Annotated in this window: 14 protein-coding genes; 6 read left to right on the forward strand and 8 right to left on the reverse strand. The window is 54.9% G+C overall.

Features of this window, described 5'->3' with window-relative positions; all coding sequences use genetic code 11:
• Positions 1-4: 4 nt before the first annotated feature.
• Entirely contained in the window at positions 5-757 is a 753-nt protein-coding gene (locus B2952_RS12480; protein WP_173380823.1) for a leucine-rich repeat domain-containing protein, read from the reverse strand.
• Between the two features lie 267 nt (positions 758-1,024).
• Between B2952_RS12480 and B2952_RS12485 the strand changes: the two genes are divergently transcribed.
• A complete protein-coding gene (locus B2952_RS12485; RefSeq protein WP_173364912.1) occupies positions 1,025-2,917 on the forward strand; it encodes an AIPR family protein in 1,893 nt (630 codons plus the stop codon).
• A gap of 156 nt (positions 2,918-3,073) precedes the next feature.
• On the forward strand, positions 3,074-9,931 hold the full coding sequence (sprA, locus tag B2952_RS12490; RefSeq protein ID WP_290733406.1) for a cell surface protein SprA: 6,858 nt from the start codon (positions 3,074-3,076) through the stop codon (positions 9,929-9,931).
• A gap of 37 nt (positions 9,932-9,968) precedes the next feature.
• Here sprA and B2952_RS12495 read toward each other — a convergent pair whose 3' ends face one another.
• The 6 genes from B2952_RS12495 to B2952_RS12520 all read right to left on the reverse strand — a co-directional run bounded on the left by B2952_RS12495 (position 9,969) and on the right by B2952_RS12520 (position 17,419).
• Positions 9,969-10,733, reverse strand: coding sequence for a tetratricopeptide repeat protein (locus B2952_RS12495; RefSeq protein ID WP_290733408.1), 765 nt, complete (start codon positions 10,731-10,733; stop codon positions 9,969-9,971).
• Complete coding sequence (locus B2952_RS12500; protein ID WP_290733410.1) at positions 10,730-12,538, reverse strand: BatD family protein; 1,809 nt, start codon at positions 12,536-12,538, stop codon at positions 10,730-10,732. The genes B2952_RS12495 and B2952_RS12500 overlap by 4 nt, the downstream gene beginning before the upstream one ends.
• A gap of 382 nt (positions 12,539-12,920) precedes the next feature.
• Positions 12,921-13,967: a CofH family radical SAM protein gene (locus tag B2952_RS12505; RefSeq protein ID WP_290733412.1), complete on the reverse strand. Its 1,047-nt coding sequence runs from the start codon at positions 13,965-13,967 to the stop codon at positions 12,921-12,923.
• 27 nt (positions 13,968-13,994) lie between these two features.
• Positions 13,995-14,483: a hypothetical protein gene (locus B2952_RS12510; protein ID WP_173380827.1), complete on the reverse strand. Its 489-nt coding sequence runs from the start codon at positions 14,481-14,483 to the stop codon at positions 13,995-13,997.
• Positions 14,473-15,003, reverse strand: coding sequence for a hypoxanthine phosphoribosyltransferase (hpt, locus tag B2952_RS12515; RefSeq protein ID WP_290722557.1), 531 nt, complete (start codon positions 15,001-15,003; stop codon positions 14,473-14,475). Before hpt ends, B2952_RS12510 begins: the two co-directional genes overlap by 11 nt.
• A complete protein-coding gene (locus B2952_RS12520; RefSeq protein WP_290733414.1) occupies positions 14,996-17,419 on the reverse strand; it encodes a DUF3536 domain-containing protein in 2,424 nt (807 codons plus the stop codon). The genes hpt and B2952_RS12520 overlap by 8 nt, the downstream gene beginning before the upstream one ends.
• Before the next feature lie 80 nt (positions 17,420-17,499).
• On the opposite strand from B2952_RS12520, the gene B2952_RS12525 reads away from it, so the two are divergent.
• Both B2952_RS12525 and B2952_RS12530 read left to right on the forward strand, forming a co-directional pair.
• Complete coding sequence (locus tag B2952_RS12525) at positions 17,500-19,248, forward strand: fibrobacter succinogenes major paralogous domain-containing protein (RefSeq protein WP_290731062.1); 1,749 nt, start codon at positions 17,500-17,502, stop codon at positions 19,246-19,248.
• 226 nt (positions 19,249-19,474) lie between these two features.
• Complete coding sequence (locus B2952_RS12530; RefSeq protein WP_088638563.1) at positions 19,475-20,497, forward strand: branched-chain amino acid aminotransferase; 1,023 nt, start codon at positions 19,475-19,477, stop codon at positions 20,495-20,497.
• A 96-nt stretch (positions 20,498-20,593) separates the two neighbouring features.
• On the opposite strand, the gene uvrB is transcribed toward B2952_RS12530, so the two are convergent.
• Complete coding sequence (gene uvrB / locus B2952_RS12535) at positions 20,594-22,825, reverse strand: excinuclease ABC subunit UvrB (RefSeq protein ID WP_290731059.1); 2,232 nt, start codon at positions 22,823-22,825, stop codon at positions 20,594-20,596.
• 302 nt (positions 22,826-23,127) lie between these two features.
• Between uvrB and B2952_RS12540 the strand changes: the two genes are divergently transcribed.
• Together B2952_RS12540 and B2952_RS12545 are read left to right on the forward strand one after the other, a co-directional pair.
• Positions 23,128-23,373, forward strand: coding sequence for an acyl carrier protein (locus tag B2952_RS12540; RefSeq protein ID WP_173365779.1), 246 nt, complete (start codon positions 23,128-23,130; stop codon positions 23,371-23,373).
• A gap of 77 nt (positions 23,374-23,450) precedes the next feature.
• Positions 23,451-25,853, forward strand: a complete 2,403-nt coding sequence (locus B2952_RS12545; RefSeq protein ID WP_290731056.1) for a beta-ketoacyl-[acyl-carrier-protein] synthase family protein — start codon at positions 23,451-23,453, stop codon at positions 25,851-25,853.
• Positions 25,854-25,855 lie beyond the last annotated feature (2 nt).

Below are 25,855 nucleotides of genomic sequence, written 5' to 3' on the forward strand. Positions count from 1 at the left end.
TAGGCTACTGGTCTATCTTCAGACCCTTCTTGTCGAGGAGCTGGCGAGGGACTCCGTCTTCCATCGGGTTCTCGACAATGGATACGGTTTCCAGGGAATCGCACTGGACGAGAGTGTCCGGCAGAGAATCGAGCTGGTTTGCGTCCAGCACGAGTTCGCGGAGCTTTTTCAGGTTGCCCAGTTCGGAAGGCACGGAGCCGAGGCTGTTGCCCGACACCATGAGGATCTCGAGGTTCTCGAGGTTGCCGATGGATGCGGGAATGGCCGTCAGGTCGTTGTTGTCGAGGTAGAGCTTCACGAGACCCTTCATGCGGCCGATGGAGGCCGGAATTTCCGAAAGCATGTTGTCGTGGAGGGACAGCTTCACGACCTTGGTCCACTTGCCGATTTCGAGGGGCAGGTCCAGCATCTGGTTCTTCGCGATGTTTACCGTGCGGAGATTCTCGAGGTTGCCGACGGAACTCGGGAGTTCCGAGAGGCTGTTGTAGCCCAGGTAGAGGTGTTCCAGGTTTTTGAGCTCGCCGATTGTCTCGGGAAGCTCCATCAGGTCGTTTTCGCTCACCGAAAGGCTCTTCAGGTTCTTGAGCTTTGCAATTTCGTCGGGGATTTCGACCAGCTTGTTGCGGTCCAGGTTGAGCTCTTCGAGGGTTTCGATTTCGAAAAGTTCAGGCGGAAGCAGCCGGAGTTCCTTCTGCGAAAGGTCCAGCACTTTAGCTTTTTCGGCCTTGGCTTTGGTGATGATATCAAGCAAATTCATACGGCACTCCTAGATCGTTTTGGTTCTCGTCTAAATCATAGCTTTTTTGACGAAATCCGCGGGGGAAAATGCCCGGAAAAGATATTTTTGATTGGAATTTGCTCATTTGTGCATTATTTTTAGGGGTATTCTTGGTCTTTTTACAAAAAGATTTATTATTTTTTTACTCAAATTGTAGTTTTGAAACTATTTTTAGTGTGCGAAATCCGAAGTGGTCTATTATATATCTAAATATGGTGGGCCGCAAGAAGAATCATTGAGGAAAAAATGGAACTAACAAAATCGCAGGAACGCCGCTTAGCATTCGTCGCTAGCCTCTTGAGTCTGAACCCCAACGATCCCAACGACCGAATCAAGGCACTCCGGCATCTGAACCTAGACGAGAACGGCTGTTTCCACGGCTTCCAGTATTCACAGGGCTTCATGGAGTTCTTCATCTTCCTGGATGAGGATACCCCCCTCGAAAAGGTGGTGGCCCACTTGAATTCCGACCTCAAGCAGCTGCAGATTGCAGTGTTCCGCACGAGCGACCCCACGAACCCGTTCTTCCTTTCGCTCCGCGAAGAGGCTGACCCGTGGGATGTAAAGAAGATTTCTGACGGCGACGAAGAGGATGACGAAGATACGCCGGCTAGCCGCCCCTACATGGAAACGCTCCAGATTACGGTTCTCCGTACCAAGGCAAGCCGCGATCTCACTGATTCCGAACTCGAACGCACCCTCAAGGACATGCGCCGCAAGCTTGCCATCTGGAAGAACGAAGTCAAGGCGAAGCTTGAAATCATGGCCGAGCATGACGACCTTACCAAGGATCTTCGCAGTGCCGACGACAAGCTCGAAATCGTGATGGAGTCCGAACCGCTTCACCTCACGAGCGACCACGGTGAACTTTTCCTCGGATTCTGCCCCATCCGCACGATCTTTGATTATCACGTTGCTCTTGGCAAGCGCCTCAAGACGAAGCACAACATGGCGATTGTCAGCAGCAACATCCGTACTTATCTCGGTAACCTCACGCATACGAACGCGGCCCTCATCGACGCCTTCCAGACCATGGAACGTAACGACGACGAGAACGTGAACGTGGACGATTTCCCGTTCCTGCACAACGGCATGACCCTTACGGGCGATGACCTCCGTGCGAAGGAACGCGACGGCAAGAAGGTCCTCGTGATCGAACGTCCGAAGATCATTAACGGCGCCCAGTCGCTCTTTACCTATGAAACCTATGCAAAGAGAAGCAAGAAGCCGGTGAACCCGCAGGTCCTGGTGAAGGTCGTGGTGCCGTACCCCGGTGCCGACAACTTCCTGAACCAGGTGACCATGGCCAACAACCGCCAGAACCCGGTGTTCAGCTATCACCTGCGTGCCGCTGACGACCTGCAGTTCTTCATTTGGCAGCGTTACCAGGAAGAAGGCTTTACTTACGTGTACAAGGACGGCGTGCGCCTCAAGGCCCGTACCCGCAAGCTCGAAGTGCGCATGCGCCCGGAACTTGCGAAGACTCTGTTCATGATGGACGGCAAGCTCAGCGAATGCCGCAGCAGCGACTGCATCTTCGACAAGGAAACGCTTTACCAGCGTTGCTTCGGTGCCTTCGTGCGCGTTTCGCCGGACAAGGAAAAGGACTTCGTGCGAAAGACGATTGCCTTCACGAAGGCATGGCAGCTTCTTAGCCGTCTCCCGATCAAGATTCGTCGCGTAACTCCGGGCAAGGGTGTCTCTATCGAAGCCAACGACGATAACCCGCTGACCAAGATTACCTGGAATGGCCGCCTCGAAGACAAGTTCATCTTCCGCAGCGCCGTGAGGGATCTCGTCGTGGCACTCGCTCTCAAGCACTGGCTCGTCTATGGCGATCCTATCCAGGATTTCGAATGGCTCGTCGAGAACGAACTCAACTTCAACGAATCCATCCTCAAGTACGCTTCCAGGATCTATACGGAAGACTTGAAGGGCATCCTGATTAACGAGTTCAAGGATAATCCGGCCTACTACGACACGATTACCACGATTGACAAGGATAGCGGTGAATCCGTGGAACGTCGCTTGTGGAAGGGCTTCTCGAACACGGCGACCTACGACAAGATGATGGAACTCCTGTGCAAGAAGAATTCGAGCTGGGAGAAGTGCAAGGGCGGTATCGAGGCGTTCATCTAACGTCTCGGAGCAACCTCCCGATTCAAGGATTTAATCCCCGCATTTTGCGGGGATTTCCTTTTTATGTAGCTTCTCCCTTGTTATAATTTTCTAATTTACCGCAAAATCAACTTTTTTACTGGATTTGGCGCCGCCGAATTCTGTATTTTAAGACTGTTGCTTTTTAGGAAGTTTGGACATAAAGCCCCGACGGGTTTGCTTGCCCTTTGCCTTGCGGCGTTCGGCATTTCGTGGTCTCAGGAGAGCGCTCCTGCAGACGTTGCTCCTGCAACGGAAAATGCGGATGAAGCCCAGCCCCAGGATCCTGCCGAAACGGAATGGCAGCCGACACTGGACTATTTCCCCCTGCCTCCATCCACATATCCCCTGAACAGTCTTTTGCCTTTTGGCGGCGTGGGTTCTTCGCCCATGCTCATGAAGTCGAACAGGGGGCAGGTGTTCAGCCATGACATCAACATGGCGACCCGCGAACTGGATGTGAGCGAGAAACGCGTGAACAGTGTCTCGCGCGACACGACGACTCTTTGGACGGCGCATTACCCTGAACTCACGGATTACGTGGCCGACATGTACGACATTGGCCGTAAGAACCTTTGGCTCAGCAGTCTTGTTGGCCAGCGTGACGGCGGGTACGAGGCTCCGGAAACGGGTTCTATGTTCGATATCACCATCCCGGTGAACATGCCTGCGTGGATGAAAACTTTCGGCTTCGACAAGCCGAAGCTCATGCTCCAGGGAACGATGAACGTTCGCTTCAAGGGTTACGGCGAACTGGATGACGCGGAGGGAAGCACCAAGACGAGCCTTTGGCCTTCGCCGACCTTGGAATATGAACCGAGCTTCATGGTGAAGGGCAAGATCGGTCCCTACATCACGGTCGAGGTCAACAATGTCGAAAGCGGCCTGGGGGTGCAGAACCAGGTGCGCGTCGTCTACGAGGAATCGTTCAAGGGGGAATTCGAAGACTATATCTTGCAGCGCGTGGAAGCGGGTACGACTTCGCTTTCGCTTTCGGGTACCGAACTGACGGGTTACTCGGAGAACCATCAGGGCCTGTTCGGTATCAAGGCTGACTGGAAGCTGGGCGACTGGAAACTCACGACGATTGCTTCGCAGGATGGAGGAAGCCAGGAAGAATACACCATCAATGCGAGCGAGACGACGACCGAATTCCAGGTGCTCGACAAGCAGTTTGTTGCCTACCGCTATTACTTCTTGAATCATGAAGCGCGTAGCGCCTACATCAATGCGGGTATCGCGGGGCGGACGACTTCCAACTATCCGGCGACGAACCTCAAGCTCTACAAGCGTAGCGCGATGAACGCGTCGAAGGATGTCATCGACAATATCACGGTCGTCTACAAGGCTCCGAACGGCAAGACGGTCGAGAAGACTGTGGAACGCATGGTCGAGATTCCGTCGAGCGATTTCACCTACGACCCCAAGACGGGTATCGTGAAGGTGAACGGGGTGACCCGTTCTACGCTTCTCGCTGCGAGCTGGAGCAACGACGGGACGGGAAGGACTGGAACAACGGTAAATGACGGCGCACGCGTCGTCCTTATCCAGTGGGATGCGACACTTGCCGAACTGACCGACATCGACAAGTTGATGCTGCGTAACGTGTATAGCATCGGTATCTCGGATGCGAGCGCCAGCAGCTTCGTATTGCGCATGAAGAACAAGTCGGGCGTGGCCGGATCGTTCCTGAAGACTCTAGGGGTGGCGGACACTTCGACCGGAAGTCCCCTCGTGAGCGACGCTACGATTTTCAAGAAGGACGCGAGCGGCAACTATACGGGTGAAATGTGGCTTCCGTGTAAGCCTCTGTCGGAGTATAGCGGACCGAATGCGACGGAGCGCGCTCGTGCGAACTGCCTTGAACCGTTCCGCCTGCTGGATTCCTCGAACGCGGTATCGCAACTGTATTCGCTGCCTGTTTACAACTTGAACCGTTACACGAGCCAGTTCTATTTTGAATCCGTGGGCAAGCGCCGGAGCTCGACTATCAGCGTTCGAGACCCGAACTCCAGCTATTCCGTGAGTGGAAGTGCCTGTATGGATATTTCGCCGGGCACGGAAAAGCTGACTTCCGGTTCCACGGTCCTTACGCGGGGAGTCGACTACGAGGTGAACTACGAACTGGGACAAATCGAACTCCTGAGCGAACGGGCTCTTGACCCGAACAAGGAAATCAAGGTGAAGTTCGAATGCGAACCCCTGTTCGAAATAGACAACAAGCTTTTGCTCGGTGCTCGCGCGGAACTGCCGCTGGAACGTTACGGATTCGGCACGGGATCCCTCTTTGGCATTACGGCTCTCTACAAGAGCCAGAGCACGACAGCCAAGACGCCGACTCTCGGAAACGAACCCTTCTCCAGTTTCCTGTGGGGCATGAACCTGAGACTCCAGGATACGGTCCAGGTGTTTACGGACCTCGTGAATAAGATTCCGGGCATTAACACGGAAGCAAAGTCCAGCTGGAGGTTCGAAGCCGAATTTGCCGGAAGCCGCCACAATGCGAATACGAGCGAAGACGCCGAAGCGCTTGTCGAAGATTTCGAAGCGACCTCCTCGGGGCTGACCTATCCGCTGTCGAGGCTCTCCTGGTATCATGCGTCGCCTCCGGGCGGTGTGTCCGCTAATCCTTCGACTTACATCGAGAATCAGGATTACCGCCACAAGGGCGAATTCATTTGGCACAGCAATAACACGGAACTTTACAAGTACATCTACCCCAATGTGGGCAATTCCGATGTCGATAACCAGCACTTGACCGTGCTGAAGATGACGCTCCGTGCGAACGACAACCTGGTGGGAAATTCGTGGGGCGGCATCATGCGTCCGAACAGCGCCTACTACCAGGACATGAGCGAGATGAAGTATATCGAGATTGTGGCTCGCGGAAACGTAGGCTCGCTTTACCTCGATCTCGGGCAGGTCAGCGAAGACCTTTCCATTAATGGTTACGAACCTGACGGGTTCTATAATGGCGAAAATGACTTGGGCTCTACGACGGCACTTCATGACAAGGGCCTGGACGGGACTAGCGGTGCAGACGAAAAACGCCAGGTGTGGGATTGCCGAATCTCTGGATGTATCTCCTCGGAAGTCAATTCTCGCAATGCGGGACCGACGACGGATATCTCGCTGGACAACTTCGACGAGAACCTGGATGACGACAGCGACCCGCCGGTAACGATTAACGGTACTGAAAACAACTCGGGTGAACGCACCTACGATACCGAGGATATCAACAAGAACGGTTCTCTCGATACCGACATTAGCTTCGTCCGCTACCGCATAGATCTTTCTGATACGAACGAGGCGAACTTTGACCGCTTGAAGAATGGCTGGCGCAAGTGGCGCATCCCGCTGAACCAGTATGATACGCTCGTGTCTTCGACGGGGAGCAGCTACAAGTCGATCCTCGCTCAGGCGCTCTACACTCGTCTCTGGATTGGAAAACTGAATCCGGGTGTCGCGGAGGCGAAGGTCCAGGTCGTGGGTCTTGCGGTCGTTGGCAATGCCTGGGAAGAAACTACGGTTGCGGATTTCTATAAGACGTCTTCCAACGAGAATTCGCAGGTGGTGAGCGTAAATGGCAACGAGATGAAGGTTTCGGAAAATGTATCGACATCGGATACCAGCTACATAAAGGTTTCGACCATTAACAGCCGCGAGAATGCGAATACTTACTTCAAGTCGCCGAATACCAAGACGGAGCGGGATTCCGAAACAAACGCGCCGCTCAAGGAAACATCCCTTGTCCTTGATTACCAGAATATGAATCCGGGGCAGGAAGTGGGCGTGACGCGCCTGTTCGAAACGGACAAGAAAAACCTTGCGTCTTACAAGTCATTGAAGATGGAAATACACTATGTAACCGAGGCCGAGAAGGTTCCGGTGCGCTTCGCGATGCAGTTTGGCTCGGGATCTCTTGAAGGTTCTTCGGATTATTATGAATGGAGCTTCCGCCCGGTGAAATACGAATGTTCGTCGTCGGAACGTGACCAGGATTGCCATGAGCAGAACTGGCTCGACAACGCGTTTGCGATGAATGTCTCGGACTTCTCTGACCTGAAGCAGGGTCGGCATCCGCCGTTTTTGGAACCGGTCGTGAGGGAACTGGGCGGTGACCGCGATGAACGCATTAAGCTGGTCGGTAACCCCACCGTGTCAAGTATCGACTGGATGCGCTTCGTGATTATCGCGGATTCGAATGCCTCGCCGGCGGATCTCAAGGGAACGTTCTGGATTGATGACCTCAGGCTGTCGGATATGGATACGGAATGGGGCTATGCGGCGCGCACCTCGGGACAGGTGAACTTTGCGGACTTCCTCTCCGTTTCGGGCGCCGTCCGCTATCAGGATGGAAACTTTGCGACCCTGTCGACGACGGGAGGGTCCCCGAAGCCGAAGGCGTCGCAGGCAGCTTCGCAGTTGGACGTGTCGGCCGACGTGTCGGTCAATTTGAACAAGTTCCTTCCGGATAGCCTGGGATTCCGCATCCCGATGAATTTGGGCTACAGAAGCTCGACGAAGCGGCCGTACATGAAGCCTTCCGATGACCTGACGCTCGAACATAGCGGGTTTGGCAACCTTACGAAGGACATGTTCCAGAACGAACTCTCGGTGACTTCGGACAAGAAGGAACAGGAACTGCGTGACGAAGCCAAGTCTAAGGGCTATGAATCCTACACGCGCGAGAAGAACTTCAGTATCAGCTACAGCAAGAGCTACAAGGCTTCTGAATCCAAGGTGGGCGAGGTGCTGTCGCAGATGCTTCTGGAACGCCCCGCGGCGAGCTACTCTTTCAAGCAGAGCGAAGGCCGCGCGACTACGGCGGCAGATTCTACGTATGCTTACCATACGGTTTTTGAATACAAGCTTGGAACGTTCAGCCTGTTCAAGATGAAGCCGTTCGGATCGCTTGCGAATTCCGAAAACGCAATCCTGAAGGCGCTCTCCAAGACGGAGTTCGAACCTTGGCCGCAGACGTTCGATGTGACACTGTTCGATTTGAACTATGTCCGCTACGTGAACCAGGTGCGAGATCCGGATTTCGTGGAACCGCAGGTGGACAAGGTCGTCACCTATACGGCGGACCTCACGCATAAGCTCAACATGCGCTGGAACATCCTGTCGTTCCTTTCTACGAGCTACTCGTTGAATATCAAGCGCGACATGTATGGTGGCGGTGACCGCGAAGGCTTCGTGAAAGAAAACTTCTTTACCACTGATGAAGGCGGGCTTTTTGCTAGCGGGTATGTTTTCGATTACGACCATACCGATAGGAAGGTCTATATTTCGCGCGACAGCCTCGTGATTATCCCGACGGATACGATTCCGAAGAAGGATGCTTCGGGCAAGGATATGGCTATCGATATGTCCAATCCGGATTCTTACACGATTCTTTATGATAGCACCACGTTCTACAAGGTGGATAGCGTCGGTAGTCGCCAATATGGCAAGTCCTACGGCATTCTCCGCAACGAACGTTCTAGAAACCAGCAGTTCAAGGTCAATTTCAATCCTCGCCTGATTCCATTCCTGCCGTTCAACATGGGATTTACTTCTGACTTCAACCAGCAAAAGACAATTCCTGATGACTTTGACTTCATGAACCAGAAGACGCTCGAAAAGAATTACTGGACGATTTCGCAGACGAACCGGTTTGAATTCACACCCACGCTCAAGATTGTCGACCTTGTTAAATTGTTCGGAAAGGAATCCATGGCTGTGAAGGCTCTTGAAAAAATCAAGTGGCGCGAAATTCGCATGAACTGGACGGCCAGCACGAATACCATCGGTGAAAACTTTACACTTGCACAGCTGTACGAACAGCAGGGCGTGACACCCTTCCAGTATTACCTATACGGATTAGGCCTTGGTAACGGCTACCGCAATCGTGGCCTGTGGAATATTGTATCCGGGGATATGGGACTTACTTCGCGCGGTGATTTCGAAAGGTTCGGCCAATACCGCAGCAAGGATGTCGATACCCTTGTCTACCAGGGCAACTTCCGCCATGCGGTTTCCCGTAGCTTCCAGATTGGTTCCGGCTTTACCCTGCCTATTTGGGATATCGGCATTACCGGCGATTTGCAGTGGAAAGAAGATTTCGCGCAGTCCAGGGAATACCCGCTTTACATTGATACGACGACGGTGTGGCCGAAGATCGGTGTGGGCGTGACGGTCCCGAACTTTGCGCAAAGGATTCCTCTGTTGAATAGCTTCAAGAGCGTGAGCACGGTCCATCGGTTTGACTATACCTACACGACGACGGTGAAGCCGTTCCAGAGCGCAGAAGATTCCTGGGCGCATCAGATAAACTTCAATCCGCTCATCCGCGTGACCTTCTTGACTCAGAAAAACCTGAAGATAGAGAATAGCGTTCGATTCAAGATAGAGACGACAGACAGACGTCCGAAGGAAGAAGTCATCGGGCTCCCATGTTGGCCGGATTCTACGGGCAATATCGCCGATACCTCCGATTACTTCTGGGAAACTCCGTGGATACATACGTCGCTTTACAACGATTTTGCCATAAACATCGGGGACGACTTTACGATTTCCTATCCGCTCAAGCTCAAAAAGGGCTTCCAGATTTGGAAGTGGTATTTCAAGCTTGAAAATAACCTGGACCTGAAATTGACTGCGGGCTACGACTACAACAAGACGATTCGCAAGGAATATAATCCCGATCAGAACTACAGCATGTGGAATAAGGAGTCCGGTACGGACGGGGTGTTTAAACAGTGGAATTTCGATTCCAGCGTCAACGCTCCCGATGCAGCCTACAAGCCCGAGCTGAAGCTTACGGACCGTACGGTGCCCTCGCGGACACACGAATGGTTTATCCGTCCGAGCGCAAGCTACCAGTTCAATAAGATGGCCTCGATGAGCAGCTACATCGAATACCGCCAGATTCACGAAAAGCTTGATGACGAGACTCCGCACCTGCGGCAGATACTGCAGTTCGAAATTGCACTACTGCTGAAGTTTAATTAATTGTGGGTGCGCAAGGCTAACGTAGTTAGCCGAAGTATTACTTTATAATCCCCACTTCGGAGAGTTTCACGAAGCCCTTGATCTTTTCGCCGAGGCGGATTTCTGCGAAGTTGCCTTGTTCGGAAATGACTTCGAACGTGGTGCCTTCGGAAAGCGTATTGAGCGTCTGCGACTTGTCGCTCGGGGCGCTTGTCACGTCGGCGTCGGTTGCGGTGACAACTCCACAGATGTCTTTTTCGAGCACGAAAATCTTGTAGGCGGCACTGGAACCGATGACGCAGAAAATTGCAGTGAGCACGAATATGGCGCCCGTGCAGATGTTCTTGGCGCGTTCACCGATGACGATGCGGCCGGCAATGCCGATGAGCGCAATGAACCAGAAAATAGCAAGCAGCGTGATGAGCTGGGCCTTCAGGGAAAGCGCGTGGTGTAACTTGAAGAGGCCGGAGAGGATGGGGTTCTCTTCTTCGTCTTCGTCCACCTTGTCGCGGGTCATGGCCTGCGCAAACTTGAGGTTGTGCTGGATGTCGTCGTCACCCGGGCGCAGCCTGAGGGCCGAACGGTAATAGAAGATGGCGAAACCAATCCTGCCGCTCCTGAAGTAGGCGTTCCCCAGGTTGTAAAGCAGGTCGGCATCGGGTGTGCCGTTGTCGGCACAGGTGCGCCATTCGTCGATGGCTCGCTCGAAATCGCTTTCGTTATAGGCCTTCGTGCCGGCGTCAATGCCCGCGCAGTCGGGGGCGGCTACGGCCGATGCCGCAGCGATGCAAAGTGCCAGAAAAATGTACTTCATGAAATTCATACGTCGATCTCCTCGCAAAGTTTTTCTACGTCGGCAAGCATCTGCTTCTGCTCGCTTTCGTTCGGGTTCACCGGGGCAAACCGCGCAAAGGCGCACTTTTCGAGCCAGCTGTCGATGGCCTCGATGGTTTCTGCCTTCACGCCGAGTTCTTCGAGTTTCGATTTCATCTGTGGGCGGGTCATGCCCTTGAATTCCAGGTTGGTGCGGTCGCTCAGGTAGCCGATGAGGCCGTTTTCGAGTGCGGCGTACAGAGCCTTCGCGTCACCCTTCGCCAGGGCGTCACGGGCGCTTGCGAAGCGGGCCTTGAGCATCTTGTTCGCCTTGCCCTTGCGTACCAGGGCCGTGTCGCTATTGTGCTTGCGGCGCTTGCGGATAATCCATGTCACGACGAAATAGAAGGGAAGGGCGGCCGCCATCAGAACCCAGTAAAGGATGCTCTTGTACGGTGCGGTATTGCCTGTGCCCTTGACCTGGTGGATAAAGCGGATGTCCGAACCTAGCGATTCGATTTCCTGTTTTTGCACGGCGGCGGGGCCGCTTGCGGCGACGGGGTTCTGGAATACTGCCTCGGGGGCATTTTCACCCTTCTCCACATGGATGTTCCAGGGGCCTGCCTTTGCTGTCTCGTACTTCTTCTTTGCGGGGTTGAACCAGCTGTAGGTAATCTCGGGTACGGTAAAGTCGCCCTTCTTTTTGGGGTAGAGGAAAACTTTTATGCTCTTGCTGGTAATGACCTTGCTGCCCGCGACCTTTTTGCTGATGCTGTTTTCGGGCGGGACGGAGCGGAAGTCGCTGAAGTCGGGGAACTTCGGGTCGGTAATGGTACCGGGCGTTCCGTCGCCCTTGATGTCCACGGAGAGCGTGAGCGCTTCGCCCACCTTCACGTCGGTGCGGTCAAAGTCGGCACTGAAGCTGTAGTTACCCACCATCCCGCTGAAGTCCGCAGGCTTGCCTTCGGTGGGAAGCGGCTTCACGGTGATGTTTACCGTGGGGGTCTGGGTTTCGGCTTCGACGGATTCCTGCCGGATGCTCTGCGAATGGAAGGACATGCCGCCCATCTGCTTGTTTTCTTCGACAATCTTCGGTTCGCCGCGCTTGGTGTACTTGAACTTGAACGGCGGAATTTGCAGGTTGCCGCTCTTGGTGGGGGTTAGCCATGCGAACTTTGCACTCGCCTGTAATTCGCGGCGGTTATTCTCAACGGGTTCGAACTTGATGCCGGCTATATCGCTCCTGTGGACGATGAAGTCGTTGCCCGTGTTCATGTCGGTCGCCTGCAGGTTGCCCTGGAAGTGCTCGTAGGCGTAGAATCCTAGTGTCACGTAGAACTGTTCGCCTTCGTAAATGGTGCGCTTGCTTGGGGTGAGGCTTACTGTGAGCGCATCGTCGCTATAGGCTCGCTGGATGTTTATGGAAATATCGTCCGAGATGGGGTGCCGTTGCCCGTCAAATTCGATCATGACCTTGCCGATGTTCAGGCGCCCTGTCTTTTTGGGGGCCCTTAGCTTGAAGGTGTAAATGCGGGCCTTGTAGGCGCCGCGGCTTCCGCCTCCCCAGAAGGAATTGAACATTTCTTCCATGCTGGGGCGCATCACCTGGTCGGTACTGTCCATGCCAAGGAACGTGAAACCGTTCTGCGTGTCGATGGAAAAACCGCTCCTGTTTTCGGGCAAATCGCTTAACGGGTATACAAGCTGCAGTCCAAAGGTCTTGCCCGCTTCTACGCGTTCCCTGTCGAGTTGCAGGGAAGGCCGCGCGGAGGCTATGGCAGCCAGGACGAGGCAGAATACGATAATCTGTTTCATGCCCCAAAAATACCAATTTTTCAGGGAGAAAACCAACGAGAAGGATTCGAATTGGGCGTTCGGGGGAAGAGGGCGAGGGATGTAGGGATGCGAGAAAAAATGGAGTGGGTAAATTATTTAAATATATATAATTTTTCCCCTTGACGCGTTAGTAAATTTTTGTTAATTTTGGCGCGCTGTTTGGAAAAGAAGTGAAAAACGGCGATAAAAAGCAAAAATAAAGGATAGAAAGGTTAATATGTACTGCATTCTCGCTGCCCTGCTGGTCAAGAGCTTCAAGAAGTACGCCAAACGCGCCTAATCGACGCTCGGCTCTTTTTTTAGATATCTCTCTCTAGTGATTTCCGGTGCCGTTGAAAAAACGGGCCGGTTTTTTTATGCTTTAATCAAAATTTAAACTGCGCCGGTACGGGGTAAAACCGGCGTCGGTAATGAACTTTTCGGCCGCCTCGATGGTGGTGAGGCCGTGACTTTGCAGTACGTTTTCTTCTATCACGATGCTGTTGATGTCGTCGGCGCCGGCATGGAGCCCGAGTTCCCCGAGAGAGAGGCCCATCCCGAGGAGCGAAACCTCGATATGCGGGATGTTGTCGAGGAATATGCGGCTGAGCGCGAGCAGCTTGAGGTATTCGTCGCCGCGCACGTGCCGGATGGGGAACTTGTCGGTCTGCGGCTGGAACGTCCATACCACGAAACTCTTGAATCCGTGGGCGGCGTCCGGCGCCCTGTCCTGCGTGCTCCGCACGTAGTTCAGGTGCTCGATGATTTCTTCTGCGGTCTCGACGCTCCCGAAGACGATGTTCGCGCTCCCGGGTAAACCCTTCCTGTGGCAGGCGGCGAGAGTATCGCACCACTGTTGTGCGGGGAGTTTTCTCGGGCTCAGCATCTGGCGCATGCGGTCGCTGAGGATTTCGGCGCCTGCTCCCGGAACGGAACTCAGGCCCGCTTCCTTCAGCACGTCGAGCAGTTCGTCGAGAGGCATGTTGTTGAATTCGGCGATGCGCACGAGTTCCACCGGCGAAAATCCGCGTACCTTCACGCCCATCTCGCGCGTGAGCATCTTGAGCACGTCTGTATAGTAGTTGAGCGGGATTTCGCGGTTCACGCCGCCTTGCAAGAAAATCTGGTCGGCGCCTTTCGCCTTCGCTTCAAGAGTCTTCCGGCGGATTTCGTCCAAACTAAGCACGTACGCTTCCGGGCTATGCGCCGGCCTGCAAAAACTGCAGAAGCTGCAGGTCACCTCGCACACGTTCGTGTAGTTCACGATGCGGAACGCGGTATAGCCCACGCGGTTTCCGGGGTTCATGCGCCTGCGAATCGCGTCTCCCGCTTCCACCACTTCAGTCCACGGGGCGTTTTTTAGGATATCGAGCGCTTCCACCGGAGTGATGCGGGTTCCGTCAACCGCTTTTTGCAAGTTTGTATTCATCGTGCAACCGCCCGCCCCGCCTGTCTGCTACTTCTCCGCGTCGTTGCTGTCTAGCACCGGAATGTTCTTTTCTTCTTGGCACAGGTTCTCTTCGCGAATCTTGAAGGTGAAGTCGACCAGGTTGTTCTCGAACATCTTCTGGTAGGGCTTTTTCGCCTGCACGCTCTGGAGGGCGCAGGTGCAGTAGTTGATTCGCTGCACGAGCTTTACGTCATCGGAAGGCGTGCCCTTCGCGAACACGCATTCGTGCATGATGGCGTATTCCATCGGGCGGTCGTAACGGCCCTTGCACTTGTTCTTGAGGTCGGGCTGCGCTGCCACCTTCTCGATGATTCCCTGCGAGGGCACGTCGTTTATGACCTTGCTCACGATAAAGCCCGCAATGAAGAACAGGAGGCACACGGCAGCGTTGATAAGGAATCGCTTGCCGCGGCTTATCTTGTTGTAGCTGCGTTCGACGGCTTCGAATGTCTGTGTGGCATGCAGCCTGACGTCTTCAAAATCGTTACTTGCCATCGTCTTCCTCCATCGTCCAGATTTCGGGGAATGTGCGGTAGTCGCCCGCGTAGTCGAGCCCGTAGCCCACGACAAACTTGTTTTCTATCTCAAAACCCACGAAGTCGGCGGTTATGTCCGCGGTACGGCGGGCGGGCTTGTCGAGCAGCACGCAGGTCTTGATTTCCTTCGCGCCCATGCCGGCAAGGGCCTGCTTGATTCCGAACATCGTGTTGCCGGTATCGAGAATGTCGTCTATCACGAGCACCTTCTTGCCGCGGATATCGATGTTCTCGAGCCCCGTGATTTTGAGGCTCCCGCTCGATTCGGTGCCGCTGCCATAACTAGATGCCCGTATGAAGGCGAGTTGCAGTTTCGGCGTCGCGATACGCTTGCAGATATCGGCGCTGAAAATGAATCCGCCCGAAAGTACGGTAATTACGATATCGCACCCGAACGCGGCCACGTCCTTGCCGAGCGTGTCCAGCCGTTCGTTTATCTCCTGTGCGGAAATGAGCGGTTTGCTGGACTTCCTATACATTGTCCACCTCGAAGTTGAGCCAGCCGAACATGGGCTTGAGCGCAGCAAGTTTGCCCTTCGGGTCTTCCTTGAACTGCTTGTAAATCTTGAATACCTTGTTCTCGAGGCTCGTCTTGTCGATGCCGAGCTTGAGCCAGTCGGCAACCGTGATGAGGTCGGTGATGTACTTGACCGTAGATTCGTCGATCTTGGCGTAAACGTCGTCGATGAGGGCACTCAGCTTGCGGAAGAACATACGGCCCGTACCGCCGAAACTCGGGTTCGTGTCGAGCCTGTTCGCCTCGTCCATGAGCCCCTGGATTTCCTTCACGAGGTTAGAGTCCGGACCTTCGAGCAGCTTGAGCGCCTCGTGGTGAATGCGGGCGTTGAGTTCGAGCGAGAGAATCTTTCGCATGGTGTCGGGCAGCGTGTGATCGGGGTCGGCAAGGCTGTCGATGGAGATGCCGTGATTCAGCGCGAAACTCGAGAACGATTCCGTGAGGCTCGCAAGGTGTTTCTGCGTGCTGCGCTTGTTGATGGTCTGCAGCGAGTCGCTCATGAGGTCGCGCATACGCACCACGTAGGCGGTCGGGAACAGGTTCCTGAGCTCTATGGTCCCCATGTTCGGGTTTTCCACGAACTTGAGGCCGTTCTCCTCGATGCTCCCCATCGCCACCACGATGTTCACGCGCCCGAGGGCGTCGGTAATCACGAGGTTTGTCGTCTCGCGCTTTTCGCCGATAAACTTGTCTTCGTAGGTTACGCGCACGAGTGTCTGGCGCCTGCGGCTAGAAATCTTCTCGGCCTTCATGCGGGAGTTCGTGTTGTCGGAATCCTGTTCAAGTTCCAGGTGGAATATCGCGGCGCGTTCGGCCATTTCCTTGAGGATTACGGGGACCGCGTCTTCGGCGTAGCGCGTAAAGACCTCGGCTCCGTTCCACTTGTGTTCGTTACTCGTGGCGCGGGCAAGGATGCTCAGCACCTCGCTCTTGATGTTGTGCCCGAACGGCAGGAACGGTTCCAGCAGTTCCATGGCACGCAGGGCGTAGCGCATGTTCTGTACAGGTTCCAGGCCCTCGATATCGTTGAAGAACCAACCGCAGCTCGTGAAGCTGAACAGGCAAAACTTCTGGATTTCCAAGAGGCGAATCGCCTTCGCGCACATGGCCTCGTTTTCGGGTTCCTTGACGGTATCCTTGAGGAACTGCTCCACGCGGGATTTGTCTTCGGGTGCGACGAGCGCCTGCACGTAGTTGTTGCGGGCATCCCACGGGCCGATTTTCGAAATCTTCTCGAACTCACGCACGAACACGTCGTCGGCGAGTTTTTTCAGGTGATTGAACGCGTCACGCAGGGGTCCGCGCCATTTCTGGTTCCAGTCGGGCCCGCCGCCGGTCGAACAGCCGCAATCGCGGTACCAGCGGCCCACGCCGTGGGCGCAGCTCCATGCACATCCTTCGCCGTAGAAGTTCTTGAGCATAACCTCGTGCTGCGGCGGGAACTTCTCGAGGAACCAGCCGTAGTTCACCGGCACCATCTTGTGTTCGGGAGCGTAGCGGTTGTAGAGCCAGGCGGCGCACATGTCGCCGAAAGGCTCGTGGTGACCGTAGCTTTCGCCGTCGGTACCGATGCTCACGAGTTGCGCGTCTTCGCGGTTCTCGTCCCAGGCGTCGGCAATGCGCCTGCCGAACGTGCCTGCATCGCGCAGGAGGTGTTCGAACCCTACGGCAGAAGAAAGCCACGGGTTGTAGAAGAAAACATCCAGGTATCCGTCGCATACGAGATTGCCGTCCTTGTCCCGCGGGTACACGCGGTAGGGGCGCGTCGTATCGATGTCGGTGTTGCTGCACCCGGTCCATTCCTCGTCGCCGAACTTGCGGAAGCTATCGGCCTGCGTGGGCGAAAGGATGGTGAACTTGATGCCCGCCTTGATGAGTTCCACCACCGTCTCGAAGTTGATGGCGGTCTCGGCAAGCCACATGGCCTCGGGCATGCGACCGAAATGGAACTTGAAATCCTCGATACCCCAGCGGATTTGCGTGCGCTTGTCCTGCTCGCTTGCAAGCGGCATGATGATGTGGTTGTAGACCTGCGCAATCGCGTTGCCGTGCCCGAGACGCTCGATGCTCTTCTTGTCGGCTTCCTGGATGCGCTTGTAGGTATCCGGCGTGTTCGTGCGGATCCAGCCCATGAGGGTTGGACCCATGTTGAAACTCATGTACTCGTAGTTGTTGACAATGTCTACGATATGCCCGTGCGGGCTCAAGATGCGGCTCGCGGAATTGGGACTGTAGCACTGGCTCGCTATTCGGTCGTTCCAGTCGTGGTTCGGGCGTGCGCTCGGCTGGTTCTCGATGACGCCCGTCCAGGGGTTTTCGCGAGGGGGCTGGTAAAAATGACCGTGAATAGTAAAGTAGAGGGGGTGCTTCTTGTCCATACCCCCAAAGATAGATTTTTTTGAGGGTGCCTATAAAAATTAATGTATATTCATGCATGTTTAGCGCAGGAATGTTATTTATGGCCTTGAAGAAATTCTTGATGGTTGCAGTTGTGGCGGCGGTGCTGGTGGCTTGCGGCGGCAACCGTAACTCTGAGGCTCATCCTGATGGGGAATCTTCTTTGTCTAAAAACGTCATCCTGAGCTCCGGCGAAGGATCCTGTTGCAACTCTTCTAGCGTCATTGCGGGCGACACGATATACGATACTAGGCAACTTGTCGACTTATTAGTAGAGTTGGATTCGAAGGAACTGCAATCTAGTAACTCCAGGTCCAGCAGCAGTGCTTTTGTGGCCTATGTGGCCCCCACGACTGTAATAAAGGGGACAATGACCGACGAACGTGATGGCAAGATCTACAAGACTGTTAAAATCGGTACGCAGACTTGGATGGCGGAGAACCTGAACTACGAGAGCGCGAACAGTTTCTGCTATAATGATTCCGCAGAATACTGCGCCAAATACGGTCGTACTTATACTTGGGCAGTTGCAATAGATAGCGCAGGAACGTGGTCTGCAAACGGCAAGGGTTGTGGAAGCTGCGTAGAGGGCTTGTGTTATTTTATAGCGTCCTGTACGCCGACATACCCGGTGCGTGGTGTATGCCCCGAGGGCTGGCACTTGCCCGATACAACGGAATGGAAAACGCTATTCACTGCGGTTGGCGGGCGATTAAATGCGGGCGAAATGCTCAAGTCCACTAGCGGCTGGAATGATAATAGGGGAGAAAATGGCAATGGTATAGACGCCTATTCTTTTGCTGCGTTTCCTACCGTCTGCAAGCACTTCAAAAAAGGTTATTTCGGCTATGATGGCGAGGATGCGCACTTCTGGAGTTCCTCCCAGCATAGTGGAAGCAATGCGTACTTCATACGCTTGGACAACGACGGCGATGGTGTGTCTTGTACCCACAACTACAAGGACTACGGCCACTCGGTTCGCTGCCTCAAGGACGAATTCTTTGAGCAAAGTTCATCTTTCGGTGACACGGCTGAGCCTAGTAGCAGCTCTGCGAAATCGTCGTCGAGTGCGGCGTTGAGAAGCGGTATCCCTGAGGGATATGTAGACCCGTCGACTGTGGTTAAGGGGACTATGACTGACGAACGTGACGGTCAGACTTACAAGACGGTCAAAATTGGTACGCAGACTTGGATGGCAGAGAATTTGAACTACGCATACACAGGCGTTCCCTATGAATTTCGGTTGGTCAGATCCGATTCCTCTAGCTGGTGCTATGGCAATGACCCTGCCAAGTGTTCCAAGTATGGTCGCCTTTACACCTGGATTGCTGCGATGGATGGCGTGGGCAGGTGGTCTACAAACGGTAAGGGTTGCGGTTATGTCCATAAAGAAGATGAGATGTGTTCGCCGACTTATCCGGTGCGAGGCGTTTGCCCTGAGGGCTGGCACTTGCCGGATACGACAGAGTGGAAAATATTGTTCTCCGCTGTCGGTGGAATATATACAGCGAGCAAAATGCTCAAGTCTACTAGCGGCTGGGGCTGGAATAAATATTATAAGGTATATGGCAATGATGTAAATGGCTGTGGCTCGGACGCCTATTCCTTTACGGCGTTGTCTGCCGGCGACTTCTACGAAGGATACAACGGTGAGGGCCGCATCGCGTATTTCTGGAGTTCTTCCCAGTACAATGGCGTCGATGCGCACAGCGTGAGCTTGGGCTATTACGACGACAGAGCGCACCTGTTCATCAACTTCAAGGATCTCGGACTCTCTGTCCGTTGCGTCAAAGACTTGCAAGCCGAGTGATGCGGTCGCCAAGCTTGCTTGTGCGACCATTTCCGAGGCGCAGCAGTCTGCACTACGAAGTAGTGCAACGGCTAGCCGGGGCGTTGCGGGGCTTATAGCCAATATTTCATTATTTTTTCACGATAAATCAAGCCAAAATCCCTGCGATAATTGTATTTTTCTGTGCGGTACCGAACGATACCTTTAAAAATGCACAAACTGCAAAAAAGGTTAAATTATGCTTGATTTGAACACTGTCGATTGGAAGACGCTCCCCTTCGGTTATTACGATACCGATTACAATGTCCGCTGCTACTACCGCGATGGCAAGTGGGGCAAGGTTGAACTTTCTTCTTCCAAGGACATCAGCATCCACATGGCCGCTACTTGCTTGCATTACGGTCAGGAAGGTTTCGAAGGCCTCAAGGCTTACACGGGCAAGGACGGCAAGGTCCGTATCTTCCGCGTCGACGAGAATGCCAAGCGCATGCAGAACACCGCGAACCGCGTGCTCATGGCTGTTCCGCCGGTCGAGCTGTTCCGCGAGATGGTCCACACAGTGGTGAAGGCCAACGCCCGTTTTATTCCGCCGTATGGTCATGGTGCAACGCTCTACATCCGCCCGCTCCTCATCGGTACGAGCCCGGAAGTCGGCGTGAAGCCCTCCGACGAATACCTGCTGTTGATGTTCGTGACTCCGGTGGGCCCGTACTTCAAGGATGGTTTTAAGCCTGTCGATATGATGATCAGCCGCAACTTCGACCGCGCCGCTCCGCAGGGTACGGGTACGGTGAAGGTCGGCGGTAACTACGCTGCCAGCTTGCTTTCCCTCGCCGAAGCCAAGAAGCTCGGCTACTCCAGCACGATTTATCTGGACGCGAAGGAAAAGAAGTACATCGACGAATGCGGTCCGGCAAACTTCTTCGGCATCAAGGGCAAGACCTACGTGACCCCGAAGTCCGAATCCATTCTGCCGTCCATTACGAACAAGAGCCTGCAGCAGCTTGCTGAATACCTCGGCTACACCGTGGAACGCCGTCAGGTCCCGTTTGAAGAACTCGCTGAATTCTCTGAAACCGCCGAATGCGGTACCGCCGCCGTGATTACCCCGATCAAGAAGATTGTGGATCCGGTTGCCGGCAAGGAATTCACCTACGGTGACGGCAAGAATCCGGGCCCGGTCTGCACGGAACTCTTCACGAAGTACACTGCTATCCAGTTCGGTGAAGCGGAAGACCCGTTCGGCTGGACTGAAGTGGTCGACGTGTAATTGTCGCGAACATGACGAATGTGAAAAATCCCGCGGAGAAATTCGCGGGATTTTTTTATGGGAGATCCCCGGTCAAGCCGGGGATGACATGAGGGTTTATTGCATGCCGCGGATGATGTCGCGGAGTCGCGCGGCTTCTTCGAAGTCGAGTCGCGCGGCGGCTTCCTTCATCTGGCGCTCGAGGTCGGCAAGTTTTGCCGATAGATCCTCGCCTGCGCGAGGATGACGTGTTGCGGTGGCGCCGACGGCCGCACTCAGTTTGGCGTTCTCCGCGCGCTTGGAGTAATTAGAACCTTTCTTTCGTCTAGAACTGGGCTGCAGCGGTTCCATCGGACGGATTCCGGGTTCGTTCCCTTCGGCAGGCTCAGGGAACTGGTCGTCGTCGATAGAATTGTCGCCGTCAATCCCAAGGGGATCCGCGATTCTCAGGTCGTCTTCCAGCTTGCGGGTCACGGACTTCGGCGTGATGCCGTGTTCCTTGTTGAATTCTTCCTGCACGCTACGACGGCGGGCGGTTTCGGTAATTGCCTTGTCCAGGCTGTCGGTCATGTTGTCTGCAAAAAGCAAGACGGTACCGTTCACGTTACGGCTCGCGCGACCCATCGTCTGGATTAAGCTGCGGTAGTTACGCAGGAATCCTTCCTTGTCGGCATCGAGAATCGCGACCATGCTCACTTCGGGCAGGTCGAGGCCTTCGCGCAGCAGGTTGATGCCCACCAGTACGTCGAATTCTCCGGTGCGCAAGCCCCGGATGAGCTCGTGGCGTTCCAGCGTCTTGATGTCGCTGTGCAGGTAACGCGCGCGGATGCCCGCTTCCACAAAGAAGTCGGTAAGGTCCTGCGCCATCTTCTTGGTGAGCGTCGTGACCAGCACGCGGTCGCCGTTCTTGACGACTTCTTCGATGCGGTAGAGCAGTACGTCCATCTGGCCCTTGATGGGGAACATCTCGATTTTCGGGTCCAGAAGTCCGGTCGGTCTGTTAATTTGTTCGGTAACGACGCCGCCCGTCTTGGTGAGTTCGTAATCGCCGGGGGTGGCACTCACGAAGAGCACCTGCTTCGGGTACATGTACTCGAATTCGGCAAAGTTCATCGGGCGGTTGTCCAGCGCACAAGGAAGGCGGAAGCCGTACTGCACAAGCGTCGTCTTGCGGGATTTGTCGCCCTCAGCCATGCCGCCCACCTGCGGAATGCTCACGTGGGATTCGTCCACCATCAAGAGCCAGTCGTCGCCGAAGTAATCGATAAGCGTAAACGGGCGCGTACCCGGTGCGCGGTTCTCGATAATGCGGGAGTAGTTCTCGATGCCGCTGCACATGCCGGTCTCGCGAATCATTTCCATGTCGTATCGAGTGCGGCTCGAAAGGCGGGCCGATTCCAGCACCTTGCCTTCCTTGTCGAGTTCCGCAAGGCGCTCGGTCAGTTCCACTTGCATGCGCTGCAAAATTCCTGCGCGGCCTTCTTCCTTGGTCACGAAGTGCTTTGCCGGAGCGATGGTCATCTCGTCCATTTCCTGAGTGACTTCGCCGGTAATGATGTTGAAGCGAACGAGCCTGTCCACCTCGTCGCCGAAAAGTTCGATTCGCAGGCCTTCCTCGTCGTAGCTCGGGTGGATTTCAATCACGTCGCCGTGCACGCGGAAGCTGCCGCGTTCCAGGCTGAAATCGTTTCTCGTGTATTGAATTCGCACCAGGTCATGCAGAATCTTGTCGCGGTCGTAAACGTCACCCTTTTTGATGCGCACCATCAAGTCGAAATATTCGCTCGGGCTACCCAAACCGTAGATGCAGCTTACGGAGGCAACGATAATCACATCCCTGCGGGTGAGCAAGTTCGCGGTCGCGCGCAGGCGGAGCTTGTCAATCTCGTCGTTGATGCTCGCGTCCTTCTCGATGAAGGTGTCTGTGTGCGGAATATACGCTTCGGGCTGGAAATAGTCGTAATAGCTTACGAAGTATTCCACCGCATTGTGCGGGAAAAACGCCTTGAATTCCTGGTAGAGCTGCGCCGCGAGCGTCTTGTTGTGCGTCAAAATCAGCGTCGGCTTGCCTACGTTCTTGATGACGTTCGCCATCGTGAAAGTCTTGCCGGAACCTGTGACGCCAAGCAGCGTCTGGAACTGCTCCCCGTGCTTGAAACCTTCGGTGAGTTCCTCTATGGCCTTCGGCTGGTCGCCCGCCGCTCCGTAAGGGCTCACGAGTTCGAAGTTCGCGCGCGTCGGCGACTGGAACTGTTTGAGGTGCCCCGGTAGGCTCTGCTCGGGCGGTAGCGGTTTCGCTATCGGTTTCGCATACGGGTCAGGTGTGATTGTCTTGCGTGCGCGTGCCATATCCCAAAAATAGCAATTTCAAAATTTCCGTTCGGTTGGGGCGAGTTTAGGTTCAATTATAAGTTGTCTGTGAAAGGAGTCCCTTGCACGGCGGGCTCTTCATTGCATTGTTTTTTTGAAGGATGGGCGCCCGACGAGGGGAATGCCGGAGCAAATCGAGCGGCTTTTCCCTGAACAGTAGGGGCGATTTCTTGCTTTTTATCGCCATTTTGGGCCTACATGTCGTTTTTTTAAGGTTTTTGCGATAAATACTTACAAAAAGATTTCTATCTTTGTCGCAAAAATAAACAAAAGAGGAAACAATGGCTAACGAAGAAATGAAAAACAAGCTCAAGTCGTTCTTTATGTCGGATCTCGGCGTCGATGGTGACGTGCTCCAGTTCGACACTCCGCTCTTTGGCGAAGAAATCGGTCTCGATTCCGTCGATTCCCTCGAAATCATCTCCTTCGTGGATTCTACCTTTGGCGTGTCCATGACCGGCGTTGCCAAGGAAAACTTCCAGAGCATCGATACTATCGCTGCCTACATCGAATCTCACAAAGCTTAATTTTAGAATGGTCATCCTGGATGGCCGCGGTTACTGAGCTAGCCGGACAAAGGCCCGACAGGATCCATGGGTAAAATATGACTCCTGACGAACGCCGCTGTGTTGTTACTGGCCTGGGTGTGATTTGCGCCGTCGGTAACAATGTCGAAGAAACCTGGAAGAGCGCTTTGGAATCCGTTTCGGGTATCCACAAGACGACTTCCCTAGATACAAAGAACTGCTATGCGGACTTGGCTGCCGAAGTCAAGTGCGACACGCTCGACCAGATTGACGCCCCCGAAGAGAAGGACCGCGTCTCGAAGCTCTGCATCAAGGCCGCGAACGAGGCCTTAGCCGATGCGGGGCTTTCTAATTTTGGCGACGACCAGCGCGTGAGCGTGGTCATCGGCAGCTGCGTGGGTGGCGTGCTCTCGATTGAACAGTATCACCAGCACGGGCGCGATGCCGCAGAAATTGCGAAAATGCCGATTGCATCCATTGCAAGCCAGGTGGCAGAAACCTGTGGCGCGGGCGGCATCGTGACGAACGTGGCGAATGCGTGTGCGGCGGGTACGATTTCTATCGCGGTGGCATGTGACCTCATCCGCGCGGGCAAGGCCGACGTGGTGATTGCGGGCGGTGCGGATTCCTTCGCTTCCGTGCCGTATTCCGGTTTCCTTTCGCTCCATGCGCTCGACGAGAACGGTTGCTCCCCGTTTAACCGCTGCAATGGCATTACGCTCGGTGAAGGTGCGGGTATCGTCATCGTGGAATCCTACGAACATGCCCAGAAGCGCAGCGCGAAGACTTATTGCGAAGTGCTCGGCTCCGGCGTCACGAGCGACGCGAACCACATTACTGCCCCGCGCGAAGATGGCGTGTGCTTGATGGAGGCCATCAACCGCGCCGTCAAGAACTCCGGCATCGACAAGTCCGATATCGGTTACGTGAACGCTCACGGTACCGGCACGGGCAAGAACGACAATGCTGAAATTACGGCTTTCAAGAATTTCTTTGGCGAAGACAATGCGAACGTGAGCGTGAGTTCCACGAAGGTGATGACGGGCCACTGCCTGGGCGCCGCGGGTGCCATCGAGGCGGTTTTCAGCATCAAGGCGCTTACGACCGATACGGTGCTCCCGACGTTCCCCTATACCGAGGAACAGTCCGCCGCCCTCAAGGAGAAGGTGGGCGCTCTCGACTTTGTGCAGAACAAGGCCCGCCACAAGGAACTCAAGTGCGTGTTGAGCAACAACGTGGCATTCGGCGGCACGAACGCGGCCATCGTGTTCTCGAAGGTGCCGGGCGAAGTTTCCGCCCAGTCCGCCAAGGCGAAGAAAATTGCGGTGACCGGTCTTGGAATCGTGTCTCCGCTCGGCAACAGCAAGGCCGCCTACCTGGATGCCGTAAAGGCGGGCAAGAAGCCCGAGAGCGCTTCGGTGCATTCGACCATCGCGCTCGAGGATTACAAGGAACTTGGCATCAAGATGGCCTTCTACCGCAAGCTCGACAACCTGGGCCAGCTCCAGACGGTTTCGGGCATGCGCGCCCTGCAGGATTCCGCATTCCAGGTGACCGACGATAACGCGAAGGATATCGGCATTATCGTGGGAACCAGCGAGGGCGGTCTCGGTGCCACCTACGATTTCGAGGAACTGATTGCCGAGGCGGGCAACGCGGGCGGTTCCGCGTTCAAGTTCCCACACACGGTTTACAACGCCGCCGGTGGTTACCTCTCGATTTGCTCCGGCATCAAGGGTTACGGCGTCACGATTACGACGGGCCCGCTTTCCGGTCTCGACAGCATCGGCTACTCCATGAACGTCATCCACGACGGCCAGGAAAAGGCGATGATGGCAACCGGTACCGACGAAAACTTGCCGATTATTACCGAGTTCGCCCAGAAGCTCGGTGTTGCCGCAGGTGATGTGGTCGCTCCCTTTGCCGAAAACGAAGGCTTCGTGGTGGGCGACGGCTCCGTGTCGATAATGCTCGAGGAAGAGGATTACGCGAAGGCCCGCGGTGCGAAGGTCTATTGCTACGCGCTCGGGTTCGGCCATGGCCGCAAGAACGTGAAGTTCGGCAAGCTTGCTGGTTCCGACGAGGCGCTCGACAAGGCCATCAATGACGCCCTCGCCGATGCGGGTCTCTCTGCCGCCGATATCGATGCGGTTTGCGGATTCGCGAACGGCTGCAAGCGTATTGACGATATCGAGAAGGGCGCCCTCAAGCGCGTGTTCGGCGACAAGCTCGCTACGATGCCGCTGTTCGAGGTCAAGGAGCGTGTCGGTGAAGGCCGTGCGGGGTCTGCCGCGCTCGCCGCTGCAGAAGCCGCCATGCTTTTGAATGGCGAACTTGCAAGCGATAACGCCTATTTTATTGCGGGCGACGGTTCCGTGACAAGCAAGGCAGCCGATGCAGCCGGTCTCAAGAAAATTCTAATCATCTCTTTTGCGGCGGGTGGCTCTTACAGCGCAGTCGTGTTTGGAAAAAATCCTTAAAT

Origin of the sequence: Fibrobacter sp. UBA7003 (genome assembly GCA_002449765.1) — a bacterium.
Lineage (GTDB): Bacteria > Fibrobacterota > Fibrobacteria > Fibrobacterales > Fibrobacteraceae > Fibrobacter.

Coding starts and splice junctions, on each gene's coding strand:
- B2952_RS12545 (WP_290731056.1), top strand. CDS start 23,451: ATGACTCCTGACGAACGCCGCTGTGTTGTTACTGGCCTGGGTGTGATT.
- B2952_RS12540 (WP_173365779.1), top strand. CDS start 23,128: ATGGCTAACGAAGAAATGAAAAACAAGCTCAAGTCGTTCTTTATGTCG.
- B2952_RS12480 (WP_173380823.1), bottom strand. CDS start 757: ATGAATTTGCTTGATATCATCACCAAAGCCAAGGCCGAAAAAGCTAAA.
- B2952_RS12510 (WP_173380827.1), bottom strand. CDS start 14,483: ATGGCAAGTAACGATTTTGAAGACGTCAGGCTGCATGCCACACAGACA.
- B2952_RS12495 (WP_290733408.1), bottom strand. CDS start 10,733: ATGAATTTCATGAAGTACATTTTTCTGGCACTTTGCATCGCTGCGGCA.
- uvrB (WP_290731059.1), bottom strand. CDS start 22,825: ATGGCACGCGCACGCAAGACAATCACACCTGACCCGTATGCGAAACCG.
- B2952_RS12525 (WP_290731062.1), top strand. CDS start 17,500: ATGGCCTTGAAGAAATTCTTGATGGTTGCAGTTGTGGCGGCGGTGCTG.
- B2952_RS12500 (WP_290733410.1), bottom strand. CDS start 12,538: ATGAAACAGATTATCGTATTCTGCCTCGTCCTGGCTGCCATAGCCTCC.
- B2952_RS12485 (WP_173364912.1), top strand. CDS start 1,025: ATGGAACTAACAAAATCGCAGGAACGCCGCTTAGCATTCGTCGCTAGC.
- hpt (WP_290722557.1), bottom strand. CDS start 15,003: ATGTATAGGAAGTCCAGCAAACCGCTCATTTCCGCACAGGAGATAAAC.
- B2952_RS12505 (WP_290733412.1), bottom strand. CDS start 13,967: ATGAATACAAACTTGCAAAAAGCGGTTGACGGAACCCGCATCACTCCG.
- B2952_RS12520 (WP_290733414.1), bottom strand. CDS start 17,419: ATGGACAAGAAGCACCCCCTCTACTTTACTATTCACGGTCATTTTTAC.